At 45.9% G+C, this 17351-nt stretch carries 10 protein-coding genes; 1 reads left to right on the forward strand and 9 read right to left on the reverse strand.

Annotation, left to right across the window (positions count from 1 at the left end; translation table 11 throughout):
• Window positions 1–5: 5 nt before the first annotated feature.
• Window positions 6–1289 carry an ABC transporter ATP-binding protein gene (locus IEW26_RS20890; protein WP_188593742.1) on the reverse strand — a complete coding sequence of 428 codons (1284 nt, stop codon included), beginning with the start codon at window positions 1287–1289 and terminating at the stop codon, window positions 6–8.
• A gap of 12 nt (window positions 1290–1301) precedes the next feature.
• Window positions 1302–2084, reverse strand: coding sequence for an ABC transporter permease (locus IEW26_RS20895; protein ID WP_188593743.1), 783 nt, complete (start codon window positions 2082–2084; stop codon window positions 1302–1304).
• Window positions 2085–2183: 99 nt separating this feature from the next.
• Here IEW26_RS20895 and IEW26_RS20900 point away from each other — a divergent pair, with 99 nt between their 5' ends.
• Window positions 2184–4649 (forward strand): O-antigen ligase family protein, encoded by a 2466-nt coding sequence (locus IEW26_RS20900; RefSeq protein ID WP_188593744.1) that lies wholly within the window; start codon window positions 2184–2186, stop codon window positions 4647–4649.
• A gap of 103 nt (window positions 4650–4752) precedes the next feature.
• Here the strand turns inward: IEW26_RS20900 and IEW26_RS20905 are convergent, their stop codons facing one another.
• The 7 genes from IEW26_RS20905 to IEW26_RS20935 all read right to left on the reverse strand — a co-directional run bounded on the left by IEW26_RS20905 (window position 4753) and on the right by IEW26_RS20935 (window position 17214).
• On the reverse strand, window positions 4753–5544 hold the full coding sequence (locus IEW26_RS20905) for a class I SAM-dependent methyltransferase (protein ID WP_188593745.1): 792 nt from the start codon (window positions 5542–5544) through the stop codon (window positions 4753–4755).
• 274 nt (window positions 5545–5818) lie between these two features.
• On the reverse strand, window positions 5819–6706 hold the full coding sequence (gene galU, locus IEW26_RS20910) for a UTP--glucose-1-phosphate uridylyltransferase GalU (protein WP_188593883.1): 888 nt from the start codon (window positions 6704–6706) through the stop codon (window positions 5819–5821).
• Window positions 6707–6839: 133 nt separating this feature from the next.
• Window positions 6840–10649 carry a DEAD/DEAH box helicase gene (locus IEW26_RS20915; protein ID WP_188593746.1) on the reverse strand — a complete coding sequence of 1270 codons (3810 nt, stop codon included), beginning with the start codon at window positions 10647–10649 and terminating at the stop codon, window positions 6840–6842.
• 143 nt (window positions 10650–10792) lie between these two features.
• A complete protein-coding gene (locus IEW26_RS20920) occupies window positions 10793–13306 on the reverse strand; it encodes a U32 family peptidase (RefSeq protein ID WP_188593747.1) in 2514 nt (837 codons plus the stop codon).
• A 269-nt stretch (window positions 13307–13575) separates the two neighbouring features.
• Window positions 13576–15471, reverse strand: a complete 1896-nt coding sequence (locus IEW26_RS20925) for a stalk domain-containing protein (RefSeq protein ID WP_188593748.1) — start codon at window positions 15469–15471, stop codon at window positions 13576–13578.
• A gap of 42 nt (window positions 15472–15513) precedes the next feature.
• A complete protein-coding gene (locus IEW26_RS20930; protein ID WP_188593884.1) occupies window positions 15514–16683 on the reverse strand; it encodes a S1C family serine protease in 1170 nt (389 codons plus the stop codon).
• A gap of 318 nt (window positions 16684–17001) precedes the next feature.
• Window positions 17002–17214, reverse strand: coding sequence for a hypothetical protein (locus IEW26_RS20935; protein WP_111273485.1), 213 nt, complete (start codon window positions 17212–17214; stop codon window positions 17002–17004).
• Between the last annotated feature and the right edge of the window lie 137 nt (window positions 17215–17351).

Here is a 17351-nt window from a genome sequence, read left to right on the forward strand (position 1 = left end):
ACTTTCTATACAATTGCTGAAAAAGAAATAGCATTTAAACAAAGAATACCACTAACCGATTCATAGCCAGTGGGTAACACCTCTACCAATAAAGCATCATGGACCCAACTGTGTTGTTTATGTTCTTGTTGAGAACCAGAGGCAATTGCCGGAGATATTGTATAAGCTCCATGATTAAGGCTCGGGAATCGAAAAGCAAAGTTAAAAACGTATCCTTCTCCCGGCTGAAGTGATTCGATTTCATACCCCAAAATATAGTTGTTAGTTTGAAAAATAATATTACCAAGCCGATCTTTCATTGAAAAACCAATGATGGGCTGTTCAATAGTCTCTTTGATATTCAGTCGTATCAAAACTTCCACTTCCTGTTCAACTTCAACAAGGACAACTTTCTCTTGACTGTCAGCTTCAACCATCGAGATCCCAGTAATCATCGCTTTCTCATCACCCATCATATCGAGATCACCTTGTAGTGGATCAACTATATGTGACTTTGAAGAACCTCTAAACTGTTCTATAGAATTCGAAAGTTCATCAGCTTCAAGTTTTTTATAATTAGCCCCAATCATAAAAGCTTGGTATTTTTTCGAAATATTCCTTGGTACCCCTTCTTCTATGAGCTTTCCTTCATTAATCCAAATGACCCGATCACAATACTTGTTAATTACAGACATATCATGCGTTACAAATAAGATGGTCTTTGTTTGCTTTAACTCATCAATTTTCCTGTAACATTTTTGTTGAAAACGTATATCACCTACACTAAGTGCTTCATCTACAATCAATATATCGGGATCCACATTTATGGCTACTGCAAATGCTAGTCTTACAAACATGCCACTGGAGTACGTTTTAACAGGTTGGTATATAAATTCACCAATATCTGCGAATTCCAAAATCCCCTCTAGCTTCTGTTGCATTTCTTCTCTAGAAAAGCCCATAATCGTGCCATTCAGAAATATATTCTCCATTCCCGTAAGTTCAGGATTAAATCCTGCACCTAACTCTAGCAGTGCAGAGATGCTACCTTGAACCATCAAGGAACCAGAGGATGGAGTAAGTACCCCTGTAATCATTTTCAGCAGTGTAGATTTTCCAGATCCGTTTTTCCCAATAATACCTAAGCATTCACCCTTATTTACATGAAAGTCAAGATGATCTAGAGCAGTAAATTTTTTGTGATAAACCTTGTTTGTAAAATGTAAAGCTTCCTTTAAACGATCTACTGGTTTATCATACAATTTGTATTGTTTGGTCAAGCCTTTAGCTTCAATCACATAATTGTTCATTATAATCCACCTTTAAAGAACATCAGCAAAATGCGGTTTAAGTTTACGATATAAAAAGTATCCTACTATAAGTGTAAGAAATGTAAACGACCAAAAATAAATCGTTAACTTTAAATCTTGCCAGAACCATTGACGATAAATAAAAATTCTTCGGTAACCATCGGTGATGTAGTACATAGGATTAGCTTTAAATAGAAACATATATTTTTCTGGAATCATTTTTAATGGGTACATAATTGGTGTTAACCAAAAGCCAAATTGAACGATCAAAGCCACAATCTGTCCGGTATCCTTAAAAAACAAAATTACTGAGCTGGTTATCCAAGATAATCCTAATACAAGAAATAATGTAGCGATCAAATAATAGAATATTTGTAGATAATATAATGTAAATTCATATCTATATATAGAAAACATGAGTACAAGAAAAAGCAAAAAAAACAAATGTACAAACAATGAAGAACAAATACGAATAATTGGAAGTATCTCTAATTTGAAAACAACTTTCTTAACAAGGAAACTATTTTCGGTTACAGATGTGGTTGCCGTTTGAAAAGCATCCGAAAAGAAATTCCACGGAATCATAGCACATATTAGCCATAATATGAATGGTGCATCATCTACAGGGGTTGATCTAAACCCAACCTGAAACACAAACCAAAACAATAGGATTGTTACCAAAGGCTGAATAAACGCCCATACAGCACCAAAATAAGATCCGAGATATCTCTTTTTAAAATCGTTTCTAGCCAAATCAAAAATCAGCCGTCTCATCTTTATAAATTCAGCATACATATTTTAAGTTCCTCACTTAGCTCATTTTAATCGAGTGGTACAGCATAATGATCATGTGATAGAATAATGTCGTATCTACCAGAAAAGGAGAATCAAACCTTGTCGAATCCAGTATACGGGAAACAGATCAAATCGTCGAGTAAAGCTACGCCCCACTCGGCATCGACGCTCCTATGGTCTTTATCCATAGGGCTTATCTTATTTTTACTCTGGTCCGCGTTCCAAGTTGCGCTATTTAATGGTCAATTGCTGCAATTCGAGGCACCCATTTATTGGGCTGTTGCCATTACAACCCTCCTGTTCATCCTTTGGGTGGGAATCTACTTTAAACAGATGAAGTTAGAGACACAACAAGATTGGCTCAAAGTAGCCGTCATATTACTTCCTCTTACCTATGTACTATCTCTTATTAATGCCGCATCAGAATACTTGGCTACTAATATGATTCTCATCCAGAGTCTTTATGCCATGATTTTTGTGATGATGATCTACCTGCTTCAAAACAACAAAATCAATTTTATCATACAGTCTTCCTTAATAGGTATTGCTTATGTTATTGTCGGTTTTGGTTTGTTAAATTGGCTGGGTGCATTCAATTTTGCTGGTAAGTTAATTGGATGGTTTTCTGCGGGTGTAATCAATGGTGTATATAACCAAGCAATTTGGAATGATTCCAATGGTGCCCGGCTCGCGTCCGTATTTCAGTATCCCAATACATACGCAGCATTCCTAATGGCTTTTCTTTTTATTTCAATTTTCAGCATGATTCGTTCCAAAAGACTATATACACAACTATTGCATGGCTTCATGCTTGTACCAATTATCCTGTCTCTGCTACTTACTCTCTCACGTACGGGACTTGTTATGCTGCCTATCGTATTTTTTATCCTGTTGCTTTTGCTTAAACCAGCCAAACAAATTCTATGGTTTATCTATAGTGGGGTTTCGGCGATCGGTACTCTGCTGGTATTGAATCCAATCAATACTGCTGGGCTTGAATTGCAAAAGCAATTCACAGGTTCTCTTGCGGCTAAAAGTTGGTTGATCCTCATTGTAGCCTCTCTTGTTGTTGCTTTTTTGTGCTTGGTTAATCAGCGCTTTGTAGCTCCTAAGCTTGAAGGCAAGCTTCAATCCTGGTCCTCTCGAAAAGCATCAAGTTTATGGATTCCACTCGGTTCTGTTGCACTAACTGTTGTTGTAGCTGCGCTTCTGCTCGGTACGAATGTCCGTAACATTTTGCCAGACAGCATCAGTACACGACTTGAAAATATTAACTTTCAACAACACAGTGTGCTAGAACGTATTACGTTCTATAAAGATGCCGCGAAACTGTTTACTGATTATCCTGTAATCGGGGCAGGTGGGGGAGCATGGACTGCATTGTATGAAAAGTATCAAAACAATCCATATGTCAGCTCTCAAGCACATAACTTCTTCATGCAATACCTTGTTGAGGTTGGACTGATTGGATTTTTAATATTCATGGCATTTATAATTTATGTTTTCTATCAATATATACGCTCATATGTCTTAAGGAATGAAGAGGAGCGGGAATCCCATTTCGTGTACTTTATTGTTTCCATGTCAATTCTCGTGTTGAGTCTTCTTGATTTCAATATGAGTTATGTATTTATTGGAATGTTAGTGTTTATTGGTCTCGGTGGCATGGCTGCCGCGATGGAGCCTCAACCAACTCGTCATTTAAAAATGGGAGGAGTTGCGGCACGCGGAGTTTACAGTACAGTTGCTGGAATAGCTATTATTGTGCTTCTCATCGTCTCTGTTCGTCTCCTGCAAGCTAATCATTATGCCATTGAAGGAAATGAGCTCGCAAGTAGCAGTCAGGATTTCCAGCAAATCAAAGCTCCACTGGACAAGGATTTGTCCATCCGCAGCACACATCCGGATTCATTAATGCTTCTAGCGTCACTTTATCAACAAGGCTACACGCAAACGAATGATGAGCAATTCTACACAGCAGCCGTACAATTGCTGCAGCGTGGCCTCGAAGCAGAACCATTTAATAAAGGTATGGTAAGACAACTCATTGGCATATACGAATTAAAAGGCGAAAATGACCAGGCATATACACTACGAAAAGAATATGCAAGTAACTATATCTGGGATATGAACTGGTATGAGCAATTGATCAGTCGTTCATTCGATCTGGGGTATCAGGCACTTAGACAAGGGGATACTACAAAAAAGAATGCCTATTTCACTTCGGGAATTGCTGCATATCAGCATGTAGTAGATGGAGTGGAACACCTTAAAACTCTCCCTAAAGGACAGCTTCAAGGTCAGCCATTCCAGATCACCCCAACCATGATTCTCAATGCTGGGAAAATGAAATATATGTCCAACGACCTTCCAGGAGCTACCGCTTTACTTAAAACAGGAATTGCGGAAGATCTGACGGATGCGACGAATCGTGAAATTGCTCGTTGGTACCTCGCTTCACTCGAAAGGGAATATAAGCTAGACGAGGCTCTATATAATAAACTGATTGCCATCTCATCTAGTGAAGCAGACGAAATTAAGCGAATTGCAAAATTAAATTTCTGAGTTCCAAAGTTAATAGCCCATGATTAGATCGATCTAATCATGGGCTATATTTAGCTACTATTAAACCTAGAAGGAGCTACATCAAAAATGAAATTGTTCCAATCTATAAAACTTGTGCAAATAAAATGACTCTATCAAAGTCTGAGTACTGATCATACATTGCTTTAGGAGGTACTGCAAGGTATATTCGATCAAACCCAACTGCATACAACATTTGATACAACGCATCTAAAGTAGGTACTATTACAATAGACAGGTCATCTTGAACATGGTTCTTATCTGACGTATAGACTCCTATGCTACTACCCGTTTTAAGACTAGTATCTGCCCCATTCAGTATCTGCGAATTAGGCATAGTTCTTGTTACTTGAGTTTCAATAACACACATTTTACTAGTTAAAGATCTAACTTTTCTAAGTGCTCCGATTGGATTTTCTAAATGATAGAGTAATCCCAAGAAAAGAGTAAGATCGAATGTTCCAAATTCATTATCTTTTATATCAAATAGGTTTTTGTTAACATAAGAGATATTTTGAAGATTTGCTATTTCTTTGATTTCGTTCGCTTTATTTAAATGTTCATTACGAATATCAAATCCAATTACCTCTGAAGCCCCTCTTATTGCAATTTGAGAGGCAAACCAACCTTGGTTACAGGCGATATCAAGACATTTAACCCCCTTCCATTTACCTCCAAAAAATTCATCTAAGTATGGAAAGATAATATCTGCTCTAGTTTGATGAATTGTATTTATTAATTCATTATCCAAATTAGTAGAAATACCATTAGAGAAATTATATTTGTAAAACCATCCGTCATGCTTCTTTATTGCAGCTTCAGTTTGTTCAGCTGATTGATTTGTTTGAAGATTCAGTATTGATTTTGATGTATACATTGCTTTACCCCATTCATTATGGATTTAATCCTTATTCATATGCTTTAAAATATATTGAATCAAAATCTGAATTCATGAGCCATATGATTATATATGAAATGTACCCTTCAATAACCATTCAGCTCTAGACTTAACTTGAAAGGTCAATTTGTGACATGTTTTTTTAGTTAAAAAATGGTCAAGAGCTAAAATGAAAACCTTAACCTCATGTGGATACATTTCAGAAAAGCCCTATACTTGGCTTAACAGTTCTTCATACAATGTTTTTTTTAATTCAAGTCTCAACATGTCTCTGTAAAACTTTTTTCAAATAATTCAGCAAATCCTCTCGCAGATCAGGACGCTGGAGTGCATAGTGAATGGATGTTTCAATAAAACCTAACTTCTCACCCACATCATGGCGCAAGCCATCAAAATGATACGCAAGTATTTGTCTCTGCTCATTCAGACGGGATAAAGCATCCGTCAACTGAATCTCTCCACCTACACCCGCAGACTGACTCCCCAAGATTTCGAAAATGTCGGGAGTAAGAATATAACGGCCCATAATCGCTAGATTCGAAGGGGAATCCTCCGTTTTCGGCTTTTCAATCAAACGACGCGCACGGAAGACACGTTCATCCGTACGAGTTAGCAGCTCTCCGTCCACAATACCGTAACGAGAAACATTGTTCCATTCGACAGGCTGTACGCCCACAATGGGTGACTGTAATTCGTCATAGACTTCCATCATTTGTTGCAAACAGGGCTTTCCAGATTCTACGATATCATCTCCAAGAAGCACAGCAAAAGGCTCGTTACCGATAAACTTGCGAGCACACCAAATGGCATGTCCCAGCCCTCTCGGTTCCTTTTGACGTATATAATGAATATCCGCCATTTCTGACGATTTTCGAACCTCACTTAGCAACTCCCACTTTTTTTTATCGACGAGATTCTGCTCAAGTTCAAACGAATAATCAAAGTGATCCTCGATTGCCCGTTTTCCTTTTCCTGTAACGATAATGATATCTTCAATGCCTGAGGCAACAGCTTCTTCGATAATATACTGAATGGTTGGCTTGTCCACGATGGGCAGCATTTCTTTGGGCATGGCCTTGGTGGCAGGCAAAAAACGGGTTCCCAGTCCGGCGGCTGGGATGATCGCTTTGCGAATACGTATAGGAAACACTCCTTTGGCTGCATTAGTAAGATGGTATAGAAGCTGCACGATCAATTCGGTTGAGATAAGAGATACATTTCTCTATACATTACCATAAATAATTGAAAATCGTTGTATAAAAAACAGACTTGCTCTAAACCATCAACAGCTCGCGTATGTCCTGTTCGCATAATGTCGTTGATCCCCCGTCGCCCGGTTCGATCACCTCGGCAATGAGATCCTTCTTGCGCTGCTGCAGCTCCAGAATTTTCTCTTCAATGGTGCCCTCCGTGACCAGACGAATCACCTGAACGACCTGTTTCTGACCCATCCGGTGCGCGCGTCCAATCGCCTGTTCCTCGACCGCAGGGTTCCACCACAAATCATATAAAATGACAGTATCTGCTCCCGTCAGGTTAAGCCCGGTTCCACCAGCCTTGAGCGAGATGAGAAACAGCTCCGCTTCCCCCTCGTTAAACCTGCGGCACATGTCCACCCGGCTCTGGGCAGGGGTCTGTCCATCCAGATAGAACAGGCTGTTTCCTTGGGCTGAAAGGGTCTGACGTATAAGATTAAGCATGCTCGCGAACTGGGAGAAGATCAAAATCCGTTTACCCGCGGCCAGACAGTCCTGAACGGTCTCAAGCAGCTGCTCCATTTTGCCCGAATCCCCCTGATATCCATCTACAAAAAGAGCCGGGTGACAGCATAACTGACGCAGGCGGGTGATTCCGGCCAAAATTTTGATCCGATTTTTCTGGAATCCGTTATCCTCCATATTTTTCGTCGTTTCATCCTGAAGCTGAGACAGATAAGCCGCGTACAGCTTTTTCTGCTCTACCGTTAGCTCGGAGCGCTGCACTGTCTCGATACGATCCGGCAGCTCTTCCAGCACGTCTTTCTTCAAGCGGCGCAGTATGAACGGCCTTACCATCCGCGAGATGCGTTCCGGCGGCAGATCACGAAATCTTCTATAGCTCGGGAACAGCCCAGGGAATATCGCTTCAAAAATAGACCACAGCTCATCCAGCGAATTTTCCACGGGTGTGCCTGTCAGGGCAAAACGGCGCGGCGCCTGAATCTGCTTGACGGCCTGAGCCGTCTGGGATGACGCATTTTTGATCGCCTGTGCCTCGTCCAGAATCAGCGTATGGAAGGTGCGACCCAGATACGTATCCAGATCACGGCGCAGCAGCGGGTATGATGTCACAACGACGTCTGCCTGATCCAGTTCCTCCAGCATGCTGGCACGTTCGTGCTTTTGCCCGGCCGCAATCAATACGTTCAGATGCGGAGCAAAACGGGCAAACTCATTCGCCCAGTTGTAGGTCAATGAAGCGGGCGCAACAACCAGAATCGGCGGATGAGTGGTGCGTGTGCGGATGGTCAAACCGTCCTGCTGAGAGATATGCCATGAATTATCTGCGTTTCGCGATGCACTGGCGGCGTCCATTGATATCTGCCTATGCTCATCTATTAATAAGTTGTGAGTCGAGCGGCTGCCCGCTTCCAAATCTGTGCCCAATGCCGCCTGGTTCGATCGCGCCTGTTCCTGCTCATATACGGGATTCTCCTGCAGCGATGCTGTAATATAGGCGATGCTTTGCAGCGTTTTTCCCAATCCCATATCATCAGCCAGAATGCCGCCAAACCGATAATGCGCCAGTGTGCGAAGCCATTGATACCCGCTCGCCTGATAATCACGCAGGACAGATTCAAGGGTCTGAGGCAGCGGAAAGTCCATCCGGTGGGGATCACGCAGATCATCGAGGAAACGTTTGAGCGAGCCTCCCCATTTCACATGACCGGATACCTCGTCTCGGCCTGGAAGCTGCAAAGCCCTTACTGCAGGCAGCCGGATATGGCTGCTCTGGATGTCTCCTGCCTCCAGCCCAAGCGCATCAGCCATCTGAGCGAAGCTGCTTGCACCATCATGTTCAAGTGACAGGAAGACACCGCTTCGCAGGCGGAAGAAAGCTTTCTTTTCCACAATGCTGCGCATCAGCTCTTGCAACTCCTGCTCATCAACTCCCTCCATCTCGAAGGAAATCTCCAGCCAGTCCAGTCCTTTCCCCAGATCAGCACGCACCTTCGGCGGTACTGGATGAGTCGGCATCATCGCTTTCACCGCATTGGGCATGTAGATATCCGCCAGCTTCTCCAGTTCGGGTAAAAGGTGATACAACACATCATAGATCGCGTCCTCGCGCTCACTTGCCCAGACACTGCCCTCGCGCTCCAGAAAGGAGCGGTCCAGCCGCTCAATCAGATTGCGTTCCTTGAAGCGGTCGCGGATCAGAATAACCTTCTTTTCTTCTTCCTGGATCAGATACTCTGCGAGCGGGTTGATCACCATCACACCATAATCAAATTCCAGGCGGGCTGTAATGCGTTCCCGGTAAAAGTCGATATACAGCTTCGGTGTCAGCTCAGGCTCGGCAATCCGCTCACGCACACGTGAATCAATTGATAGATGCCCCAGTGTCCTCAATTCCGGTACAACATGCTGCACAAACTCATCCACCTGCTGCGCCGATATATCAATACTCTCTTTGATTCCATAAGACGTGAGCGCACTGCTAAGGTCCTCCAGACTCCGGATCTGCATTGGCTCCAGCATATAGAACTGGCCTTCAAGCACCGCTGCATCATACGCCGGAAGCAGGATCAACTCACGCAGTCCCGATACCTCCAGTTGATATCCTTCATTAGCCCCCTCTGCAATTCGATAAAACAAGGGCAGCGCTCCTTCTGCCACAGCAAGCGGCCCGTTAGCCAGTCCCGCTCCCTCCATCCGACTGTCAGCCTGCAAAAGCAGCTCTAACAGCGGTTTCCAGATCATAGGCGCGATCAAAATATCCCTTCCGTCCGAAGCCCCCAAATACCCGGAAATTGACTGTCGGTATGCTTCTTCACTCTGCTTCATGCGAATGAGCATGGATAGAATCGATTGATCCCGGGCATTAAACACATGCAGCAGCGGATCATAATGGAACAGCTTGGTGAAGGACATCGGCTCGCCCTTTTCGACACAGCTCAGAAACTGCTTGACCTTCTGTACAACATAGAGACGTTTGTTGCCCACCTTTAACTCAAGCGCAAGCTTGGCTCCTCCGCGAGAAACGTGCACCAGCTTGCAGATGAACTGAACCTGAAGCTCCTCACGCAGCATGGAACGAGTGACTGGTGCCGTATATTTCTGCTCCCGTTCATGCGGCAATCTGCGCTTTTTGGCAAACAGGGACAAAATCTGATCTGCTGTACGGTAGGACGGTTTATCCGCGGAACGCCCCCAGCCTGAAGCAGAGCTTGGACGACCCGCCTGCGCAAAGGGAGACGGCGTTAACGCCTCCGGTTGTTGCCGCGGCTCTTCCCGCTGAGCCCGTGCAGAAGCTGGAGAGTCGATGCCTACACGATGAGATATCGCTGACGGTTCAGAGGATGCATACCTGACCTCGTCTGATGATGCCGATGTCCAACTGGACGAAGACTTTGATAAAGAAGGGAGCGAGGATGCGGATAAAGCCGATGTTGAATTCGAAAATGAATCTAAAGTTAAATTTGAAGCTGAAGTTGATAATGACGTTGATGGAGACGCTGTGTAAGGCCGCTCCCATGTCTCTTCTTCGACCAGTGTACCCACTTTTGATGGCCCCTTGCTGCTTGATGGCTCTGGCGTGTCCGCACGTTCATGTATCGCGAGCAATACAGCGGCAATATGCTTGCAGTAGTCATAGTAGTTGCCATATGCCGGGCAATCGCAATGTGCTTCAATCTCTCCCGCATCATCCAGATCAACCTGAACCTTATACGACTGGGTGCCCCGGACAACTGCCTCATAATGACACCCGTCCTCACTCACCGTCAGTTTGCCAATCCTGCCCGACTGTTGATATTCTTCTCCGCGTTTAAATGCCGTAACTCCGCACAGCAATTTGATATCCATTATCGTAAATGGCACCATATTTCACACCTCCTTGACTGCAGATGCCCCTTTTATAGAAAAAACCCCAAGAGCTCCGTAAAGCAGAGATTGGGGTTGCTTATTAAGTTGAAATAAGGTTTTTGTGTAAAAAATAGTTCAACTTATTTAGCTTGTTGTTGCATTTATTTCACCAATTGACCGCGTGTTACGCCCAGCTGGTTCGTTGCTTTCAGTGTTTTCCATACTTGCGTACCGCTGATTTCGCCGCGCAGTGCACGGTTATACAAGTCGATAACTTCTTTTACTTGCTCCGGCGTCTCTTCCAGGAACTCTACCCGGTAACGGGATACACCCAGATCCATGAAGTTGGTCAGGTATTCGGCTCCCGATTGTTCTACTGCGTTATAAACGGTGTTACGGCAGCCTTCATCTACACGTACCGGGTGAGACATACCGATCCGGTCCTGCAGGGATGCCCGTTTTTCCTCACAAGGGCGACCACAGTTCGTATAGTCCGTACCTTCACTCATAAACGTACAGTATACGCAGTGCTCGGTATGGAACATCGGCAGATGCTGATGAATAACGACCTCCGTCTGGCTTGTCCGCGAGTTGCCGAGCAGATCAACCATCTGCTGAATGTTCAGGTCATACGATGGGGTGATCCAGTCACAGCCTGCTTCCAGGAACAATTCAACCGCTTTGTGATTGGCAATGTTCAGGGAGAAGTCGCCGATCAGCTGCGGATGCTTCGCGTCCGGGTTCATTCTGCGGTGACGCAGATAGAAATACAACGCACCTGTGTTGCGTACCAACACGGCATCCGGCTCCAAACGCAGGATGTTGTTGTGGTAGCCGTTCTCGCCAGGCATATGGATGCGCGGTGTAGCCAGCGCAATTTTGCGGCCTGCGGCATGCACAGCTTCCACCGCTGCCGGGAACTGCTTGATGAACTCGAAGTCGGCGTAGATCATGCCGACACCCGCCTCCAGCGCTGCCTCCACTTGTGGCAGGCTGCGGCACAGCGCGGTCAGCTCCGCTTGACCGCGAGCTACTGGCGATGCCGGTTGTACCGCATCGCCGTATACGTCCACCGCCCGTTTCACGTAGATGGGCGGTTTAGGGCGCTCGCCCGCGAGTTGTTCAACCGCCTGACGGCGAATATTATTCAACTCGCGCATCGGGATGATGACGTCACCGTGCAGGTTGACGTCCAGTTCCTCCAGCTGGAACACGGTGCCGCCGAGACGTCCGAATTGCTCCTCGAGCAATTCATGGGTCATCGGACGTTTCTGGGCAATGTCCAGTTCCATCTCCGAATCCACGCGCACGGTTGTGCCCTTCTGCACGTCGGTCCACCACGTGCTGAGCGGCTGGCCCGGGCTGCCGATGACTTTGACTTTGACCGGGAAGACCCGATAAGGCTTGTCGGTCTCAAAGGTTTGGCGCAGACGTTTGTCGAGCGCAGGGTCATTCGTTTTCCATACCTTATCGCCCACCTTCACGCGGCGTAGGTCCACATCACTGCGACCTGGCACGAGGTCTACGATCCAGCCCTCGCCAGCTTCGCCTTCGATCTTCACACCTTTGCGGCGTACATCATATACACGTCCGCCTTCTTCTTTTTTCGTTGGATCACCCGCGTCAAATACAATGCCGTCTCCACGCTTCACAGGTGCATCCAGCTTCAGCACAACACCGTCACGCAGCACTTGGTCTACCCGACCAAGATACACGCCGCGGCTTTTCGGGAACGTACCGTCCACCAGTTGTTTGTTGTTGATACCATCCAGGAAACCATGTGTGAAACCACGCGAGAAGCTTTGCTGCAGCTCACGGATTTCTTCTTTGCTTGCTCGTGTATTGTCACCGTCAAAATAACGGTCAATCGCTTTACGGTATTTGCTAACGACATTCGCTACGTACTCCGGCGTTTTGAGGCGGCCTTCGATTTTGAAAGACGTCACGCCCGCTTCGATCAATTCCGGCATAATATCAATGGCTGCCAGATCTTTCGGAGACAACAGGTATGCCACATCCCCCATTGGCTGGTGCACACCATCCACCATAAGGTCATAGGGCAGACGGCAAGCCTGCGCACATTCCCCACGGTTCGCGGAGCGTCCGCCCCACATTTCGGAGGTCAGGCACTGCCCGGAATAAGACACGCAGAGTGCGCCGTGCACGAATACTTCCATCGGAAGTTTGGCCTGCTCGCCGATCTTCTGAATCTGCTTCAGATTGTTCTCCCGTCCGAGTACGACACGTTCCATGTCAAACGGCTTGGTAAACTCCACCGCTTCAGGTGACGTAATCGTCATCTGCGTGGAACCGTGAATCGGGAAATCCGGCGAGATTTCACGAATCATTTTGACCAGACCCAAATCCTGTACAATAACGGCATCCACACCTGCATCCACGCAGGCATCAATTAGTTCCTTGGCGTCTTTCAATTCATTTTCAAAAATCAATATATTAAAGGTCAGAAACCCTTTTACGCCATAACTGTGCAAAAACGCCATAATCTCCGGCAGCTCGTCCATGCGGAAATTGTTCGCGCGTGCACGTGCATTAAACTTTTCGACTCCGAAGAAAATCGCATCCGCACCGTTGGCTACCGCCGAACGCATGCAATCCCAGTCCCCTGCCGGTGCCAGAAGCTCAACGTCTTCTCTTCGTATTGTTGCTGTTTTCATGTAGATCCTCCCCATACCGGCCTGTGCCGATGTTCTTCCCTTGGTACCTGATTTTCGATACACCTGCATTGCTGTCAACGTCAAGTATCACGATATCTATACATTATGTCTGTATTGCCTGAAATTCAGGCGTACAGTCTCTCTATTTATGCAATCAGCAGTAATAACTCCTGAACTAGTATAGTGTACCACTTCTGCACTGACTCTTCTACGCTTTCCTGAAAAAACCGGAAGGTCCTCAGACCCCCCGGCATTATTTCTGGTTCACCTTATTTATTAAAAGTAAATGAGTTCACTGCCTTCTCCAGCATATCTGCCTGGACCTGCGTACGATTGGCATCATTCAAACCTGTGGTGATCGTATACGTCGTGCCATTCTTCTCAAACACAATCTGACGTCCGGTATACGGCACGCCTTTGTCCGATTCATGATACGTGAAAGAGAACGCCGGTACTCCAGCAAAGGTCAGCTCTTCACTGCGAATCAGATTAAAGCTCTTCCGGGTCTTGGCTGCCTCGGCATACGCCTCTCTCAGCTGACTTACTGTCATCTCGATGGATTTGTCCTCCGTAGCCGCGATGGATAATTCTCCACCTGTAAAGGTATAAATGACAGGGGAGCTTTCAAACTTATCACTGTACGGCGTCCAGTAGCGCGGGATATCGACGCTGTAATGGTAACGCTTGGACGTGCGAGTGATTGTTTTCGTTTTGTCTGTCAAATATGGATCTTCATCCAGCTGACCAAAGTTATCTTCGACCATTTCGAACTCGATCTCGATGCTCTTCATAATGCGTTCAAACCATGCCCGGTCATCCTTCTGTTCCTCAGGGAAGGTATACTCCACATAATAACGATACCCGTTCTTCTGCAAAAGAACGTCGAACTCCGTCTGCCAGCCCGCGCCGAAGTTATAACGGAACTCGTTTACCTCCGCCGTTTCACCGTATATCTCAGTCTTGAAGGAGCCCACTTGTTCATAGCTTTCGGGCGTAAACGTATCACTCATCCACTTGTGCAACTGGTCACTCCAGTCTTTCACCGTTGCCCCGGCCTTGGCAGAAGTCACGCGAAGCTGCAGATAAGCACCGTCCTCGCTTTCATATACCATGTTTTTATTATCCATGGACCAGCCTGCCGGAACCCTCAAGCCGATACCATAATCCTCATTCCATACTACACGCATGCCATCTTCTACCGTTGAAAGGTCCTTGATCGTGCGATCGGACTGTGCGTAGCTTGGCTCAAAGGAGTTCAGCAATGAAGCGTGCTTGCCCAGATCCTTGTAATTCGTTGCTTCATAATCCGCTAAATAAACATCATATTGACGCCCATCATGGACATACTGACGGAGCTCCCATAACAGACCTTCCATATCTTTGACAACGACACGTGCATACGGTTTGTTTTTAGCAGCTACGGCTTCACGATCAAGGATCGTATCTCCCGACTGTTTGGCCACCTGTACAAGCTGTGTCAGCAGGTCGTCCGCATCCAGTGCTACATTCTGGTCGCTCACGTACACTTCCAGGTAATAGCTTTCGTCCGCTGCTCCAAAGGTCATCATGCTTTCCTGCTCGCTGGATTGCAGCACAAGCAGATCAGCCGGGTAATGGATGGACCAGCCATAGTAGCTGTTGCCGATACGTGTTTTACCCTTGTCCAGATCAATGCCGCCATCATCTGTCCCCTCACCCGTTTGCAGCAGACGAATGACGATCTCTCCCGAACTGTTCGGCGCAATCGTAGCACCAATTCCAGTAGCAACCGGGCGAAGCGGAACCATCAGCACACCATTCACCATTTTGGGCGCTGCACCCATCTCCACTTTGATGCCATCGATCCAGGCGATAGGGCTGTTTATCGTCAAGGCCGCCACATGCGGGCCTTGTTTGATTTTAATTACGTCATTTTTCTCAAGCACGATCTCACTGCCAAAAGCCTTCTTGAACACCCCGACAGGTACCATGGTTACCCCTTGAATTACAAGAGGTTTCGTAATATTTTGTTTCTTGCCGTTGATAAAAGCACTGGTGCTTCCTGCTTTGACCCGCAGCTCGCTGGTAACCAGTTCATCCGATGCCCACACCGGCAGCGCTGTTCCAGCCAACAACACACCCGCCAAAACAGCCGTGCTTAACACACGTAACCATGACTTCTTCATTCCGTTCATTCGTCCTCTCTACATCCGGTTACTTGCCGGCTCTTATTCTTCTTCGTCTGCCAAAAGTGAATCATCCGCCTCGTCCAGCAGGACTGCACGATCAGCAAGGACCAAGGTGCGGGTAACAATATCTCCATCGGTTTGCACCAGCAGCTTCACTTTTTGTCCAGGCAAGTAGGCTTTCAGCAGCTCATTGATGTCTACAACCGAAGATACACGTTTGCCTGCTACGCTGTAGATAGCATCGCCTTCTTTAATCTTGGCCTTTTTGGCTTCCGGGCTCAGCACTTCCGTTACGGTCAGTGGATCTTCCGCAGGCAGGCCTACAATGGCGGACCAGCTCTCTTCCAGCTGCAGACCGAGGCTTGCCCGTTTGATTGCTCCATACTTGAAATATTGATTCACGACATAATTAACAGTATCAATCGGGATGGAAAATCCCATGCTCTCAATGCCCACCGCTGAGAATTTCATCGAGTTAATTCCAACGACTTCGCCCTTCAGGTTAACTAGGGGTCCTCCGCTGTTACCCGGATTAATGGCCGTATCCGTCTGAATGAGACGGTAGGATGCTTCCACGCCGCGATTCAGACCACTTATGACACCGACCGTTGCCGAGTTGCGCAATGAAAAAGAGATTGGCGTACCAATCGCAATGACCGTTTCACCCACAACCGCTTGTGAAGCTTTGGCAAATGTAGCCGGTTTGAGTGACTTCGCATTAATTTTAATGAGTGCCAGATCACTTAACGGATCACTGAATGATTCGGTTATGTTATATGTATTGCCATCTGTCGTGACCACGACCGGATTGATCAGTCCATCAATGACATGGGCGTTGGTTACAATCCATCCATTCGACCGGATAATGACACCTGTACCATGCGCCAGATTGTAACGATCGTTATCCGGACCGTCCTGCCCCTCTGTTGATTGGCCAATAATGCCTACAACCGACGGAGATAGCTTTTCAATTACTTTCGGAATGGCCGAACTTCCTTTATACGTATACGTTCCTGACTTTGAATCGTACTGCCCGCTGCCGCCAAACATGTTCACCAGATCCTTGGTATTCACATACACCTGGCCGTCGATGACTTTCGCTTGCAAGCCTGTTTTGGATGCCGCTGCACCAGCTGAAGCTGCCATCATACCGATGGAGAGCGCCGTGACCATCATTATAGCTGTTACTCGTTTCACTACCCTTTTCATCATTTCACCTGACCCTCTCTATACATCCTTCTTGCGCGACTGGACAGGCGATCCCTGGCCGAATCTATGATCTCTCTCATCTGCAATACTGGTATCCCTCAATGTATCATACAAATAATGGCTATACAATCGTTTTAATTTTCGATTTAATTCGACAAAAATTGCAGCTGGATTGTTAAAAAACAACCATGAAAAAACACCTTCCATGTCTAGCGTGGAAAGTGTTCGTTATTACCATTGCATGTCCATATGTCTGTTGTATGCCAGGTTAGTTAATACTGCTTTGTACTCCATTACATTGCCACTACTATTGTCGCGTTATGAACCAAACCATCCCGTAATCATCGCATAGTCTGTCATCAAAAATACGAGCAAACTGACAACTGTAAACCCGATGGCAAACAGATTTTTCTTCGGTGCCCGCAGTAAACGGACCAATCCGATGAAGATCAGGATTGTAAACAGGATGACAAAGATATCAAATGCATTAAAATTCGATGTACTCGCCGTGGCAGCTTCTGCAAGCAGCATAGATAGACAGACCTCCTCACCATAGTTGAACAACTGATTAACGCATACCCTAAACTCTTCCTCTATGTTATCTGTACCCTGTTAGTAATGCAAGCCCTATCATCCAGAAAAATGAAAAAAATCCAGCCTGACCTCTC

The sequence above is a fragment of the Paenibacillus silvae genome (assembly GCF_014639235.1).
Classification (GTDB): domain Bacteria; phylum Bacillota; class Bacilli; order Paenibacillales; family Paenibacillaceae; genus Paenibacillus; species Paenibacillus silvae.

Excerpts from the sequence above, each read along its gene's own strand:
- IEW26_RS20895 (WP_188593743.1), bottom strand. The coding sequence starts at position 2,084 with ATGTATGCTGAATTTATAAAGATGAGACGGCTGATTTTTGATTTGGCT.
- IEW26_RS20915 (WP_188593746.1), bottom strand. The coding sequence starts at position 10,649 with ATGGTGCCATTTACGATAATGGATATCAAATTGCTGTGCGGAGTTACG.
- IEW26_RS20920 (WP_188593747.1), bottom strand. The coding sequence starts at position 13,306 with ATGAAAACAGCAACAATACGAAGAGAAGACGTTGAGCTTCTGGCACCG.
- IEW26_RS20905 (WP_188593745.1), bottom strand. The coding sequence starts at position 5,544 with ATGTATACATCAAAATCAATACTGAATCTTCAAACAAATCAATCAGCT.
- IEW26_RS20890 (WP_188593742.1), bottom strand. The coding sequence starts at position 1,289 with ATGAACAATTATGTGATTGAAGCTAAAGGCTTGACCAAACAATACAAA.
- IEW26_RS20935 (WP_111273485.1), bottom strand. The coding sequence starts at position 17,214 with ATGCTGCTTGCAGAAGCTGCCACGGCGAGTACATCGAATTTTAATGCA.
- IEW26_RS20930 (WP_188593884.1), bottom strand. The coding sequence starts at position 16,683 with ATGAAAAGGGTAGTGAAACGAGTAACAGCTATAATGATGGTCACGGCG.
- IEW26_RS20925 (WP_188593748.1), bottom strand. The coding sequence starts at position 15,471 with ATGAAGAAGTCATGGTTACGTGTGTTAAGCACGGCTGTTTTGGCGGGT.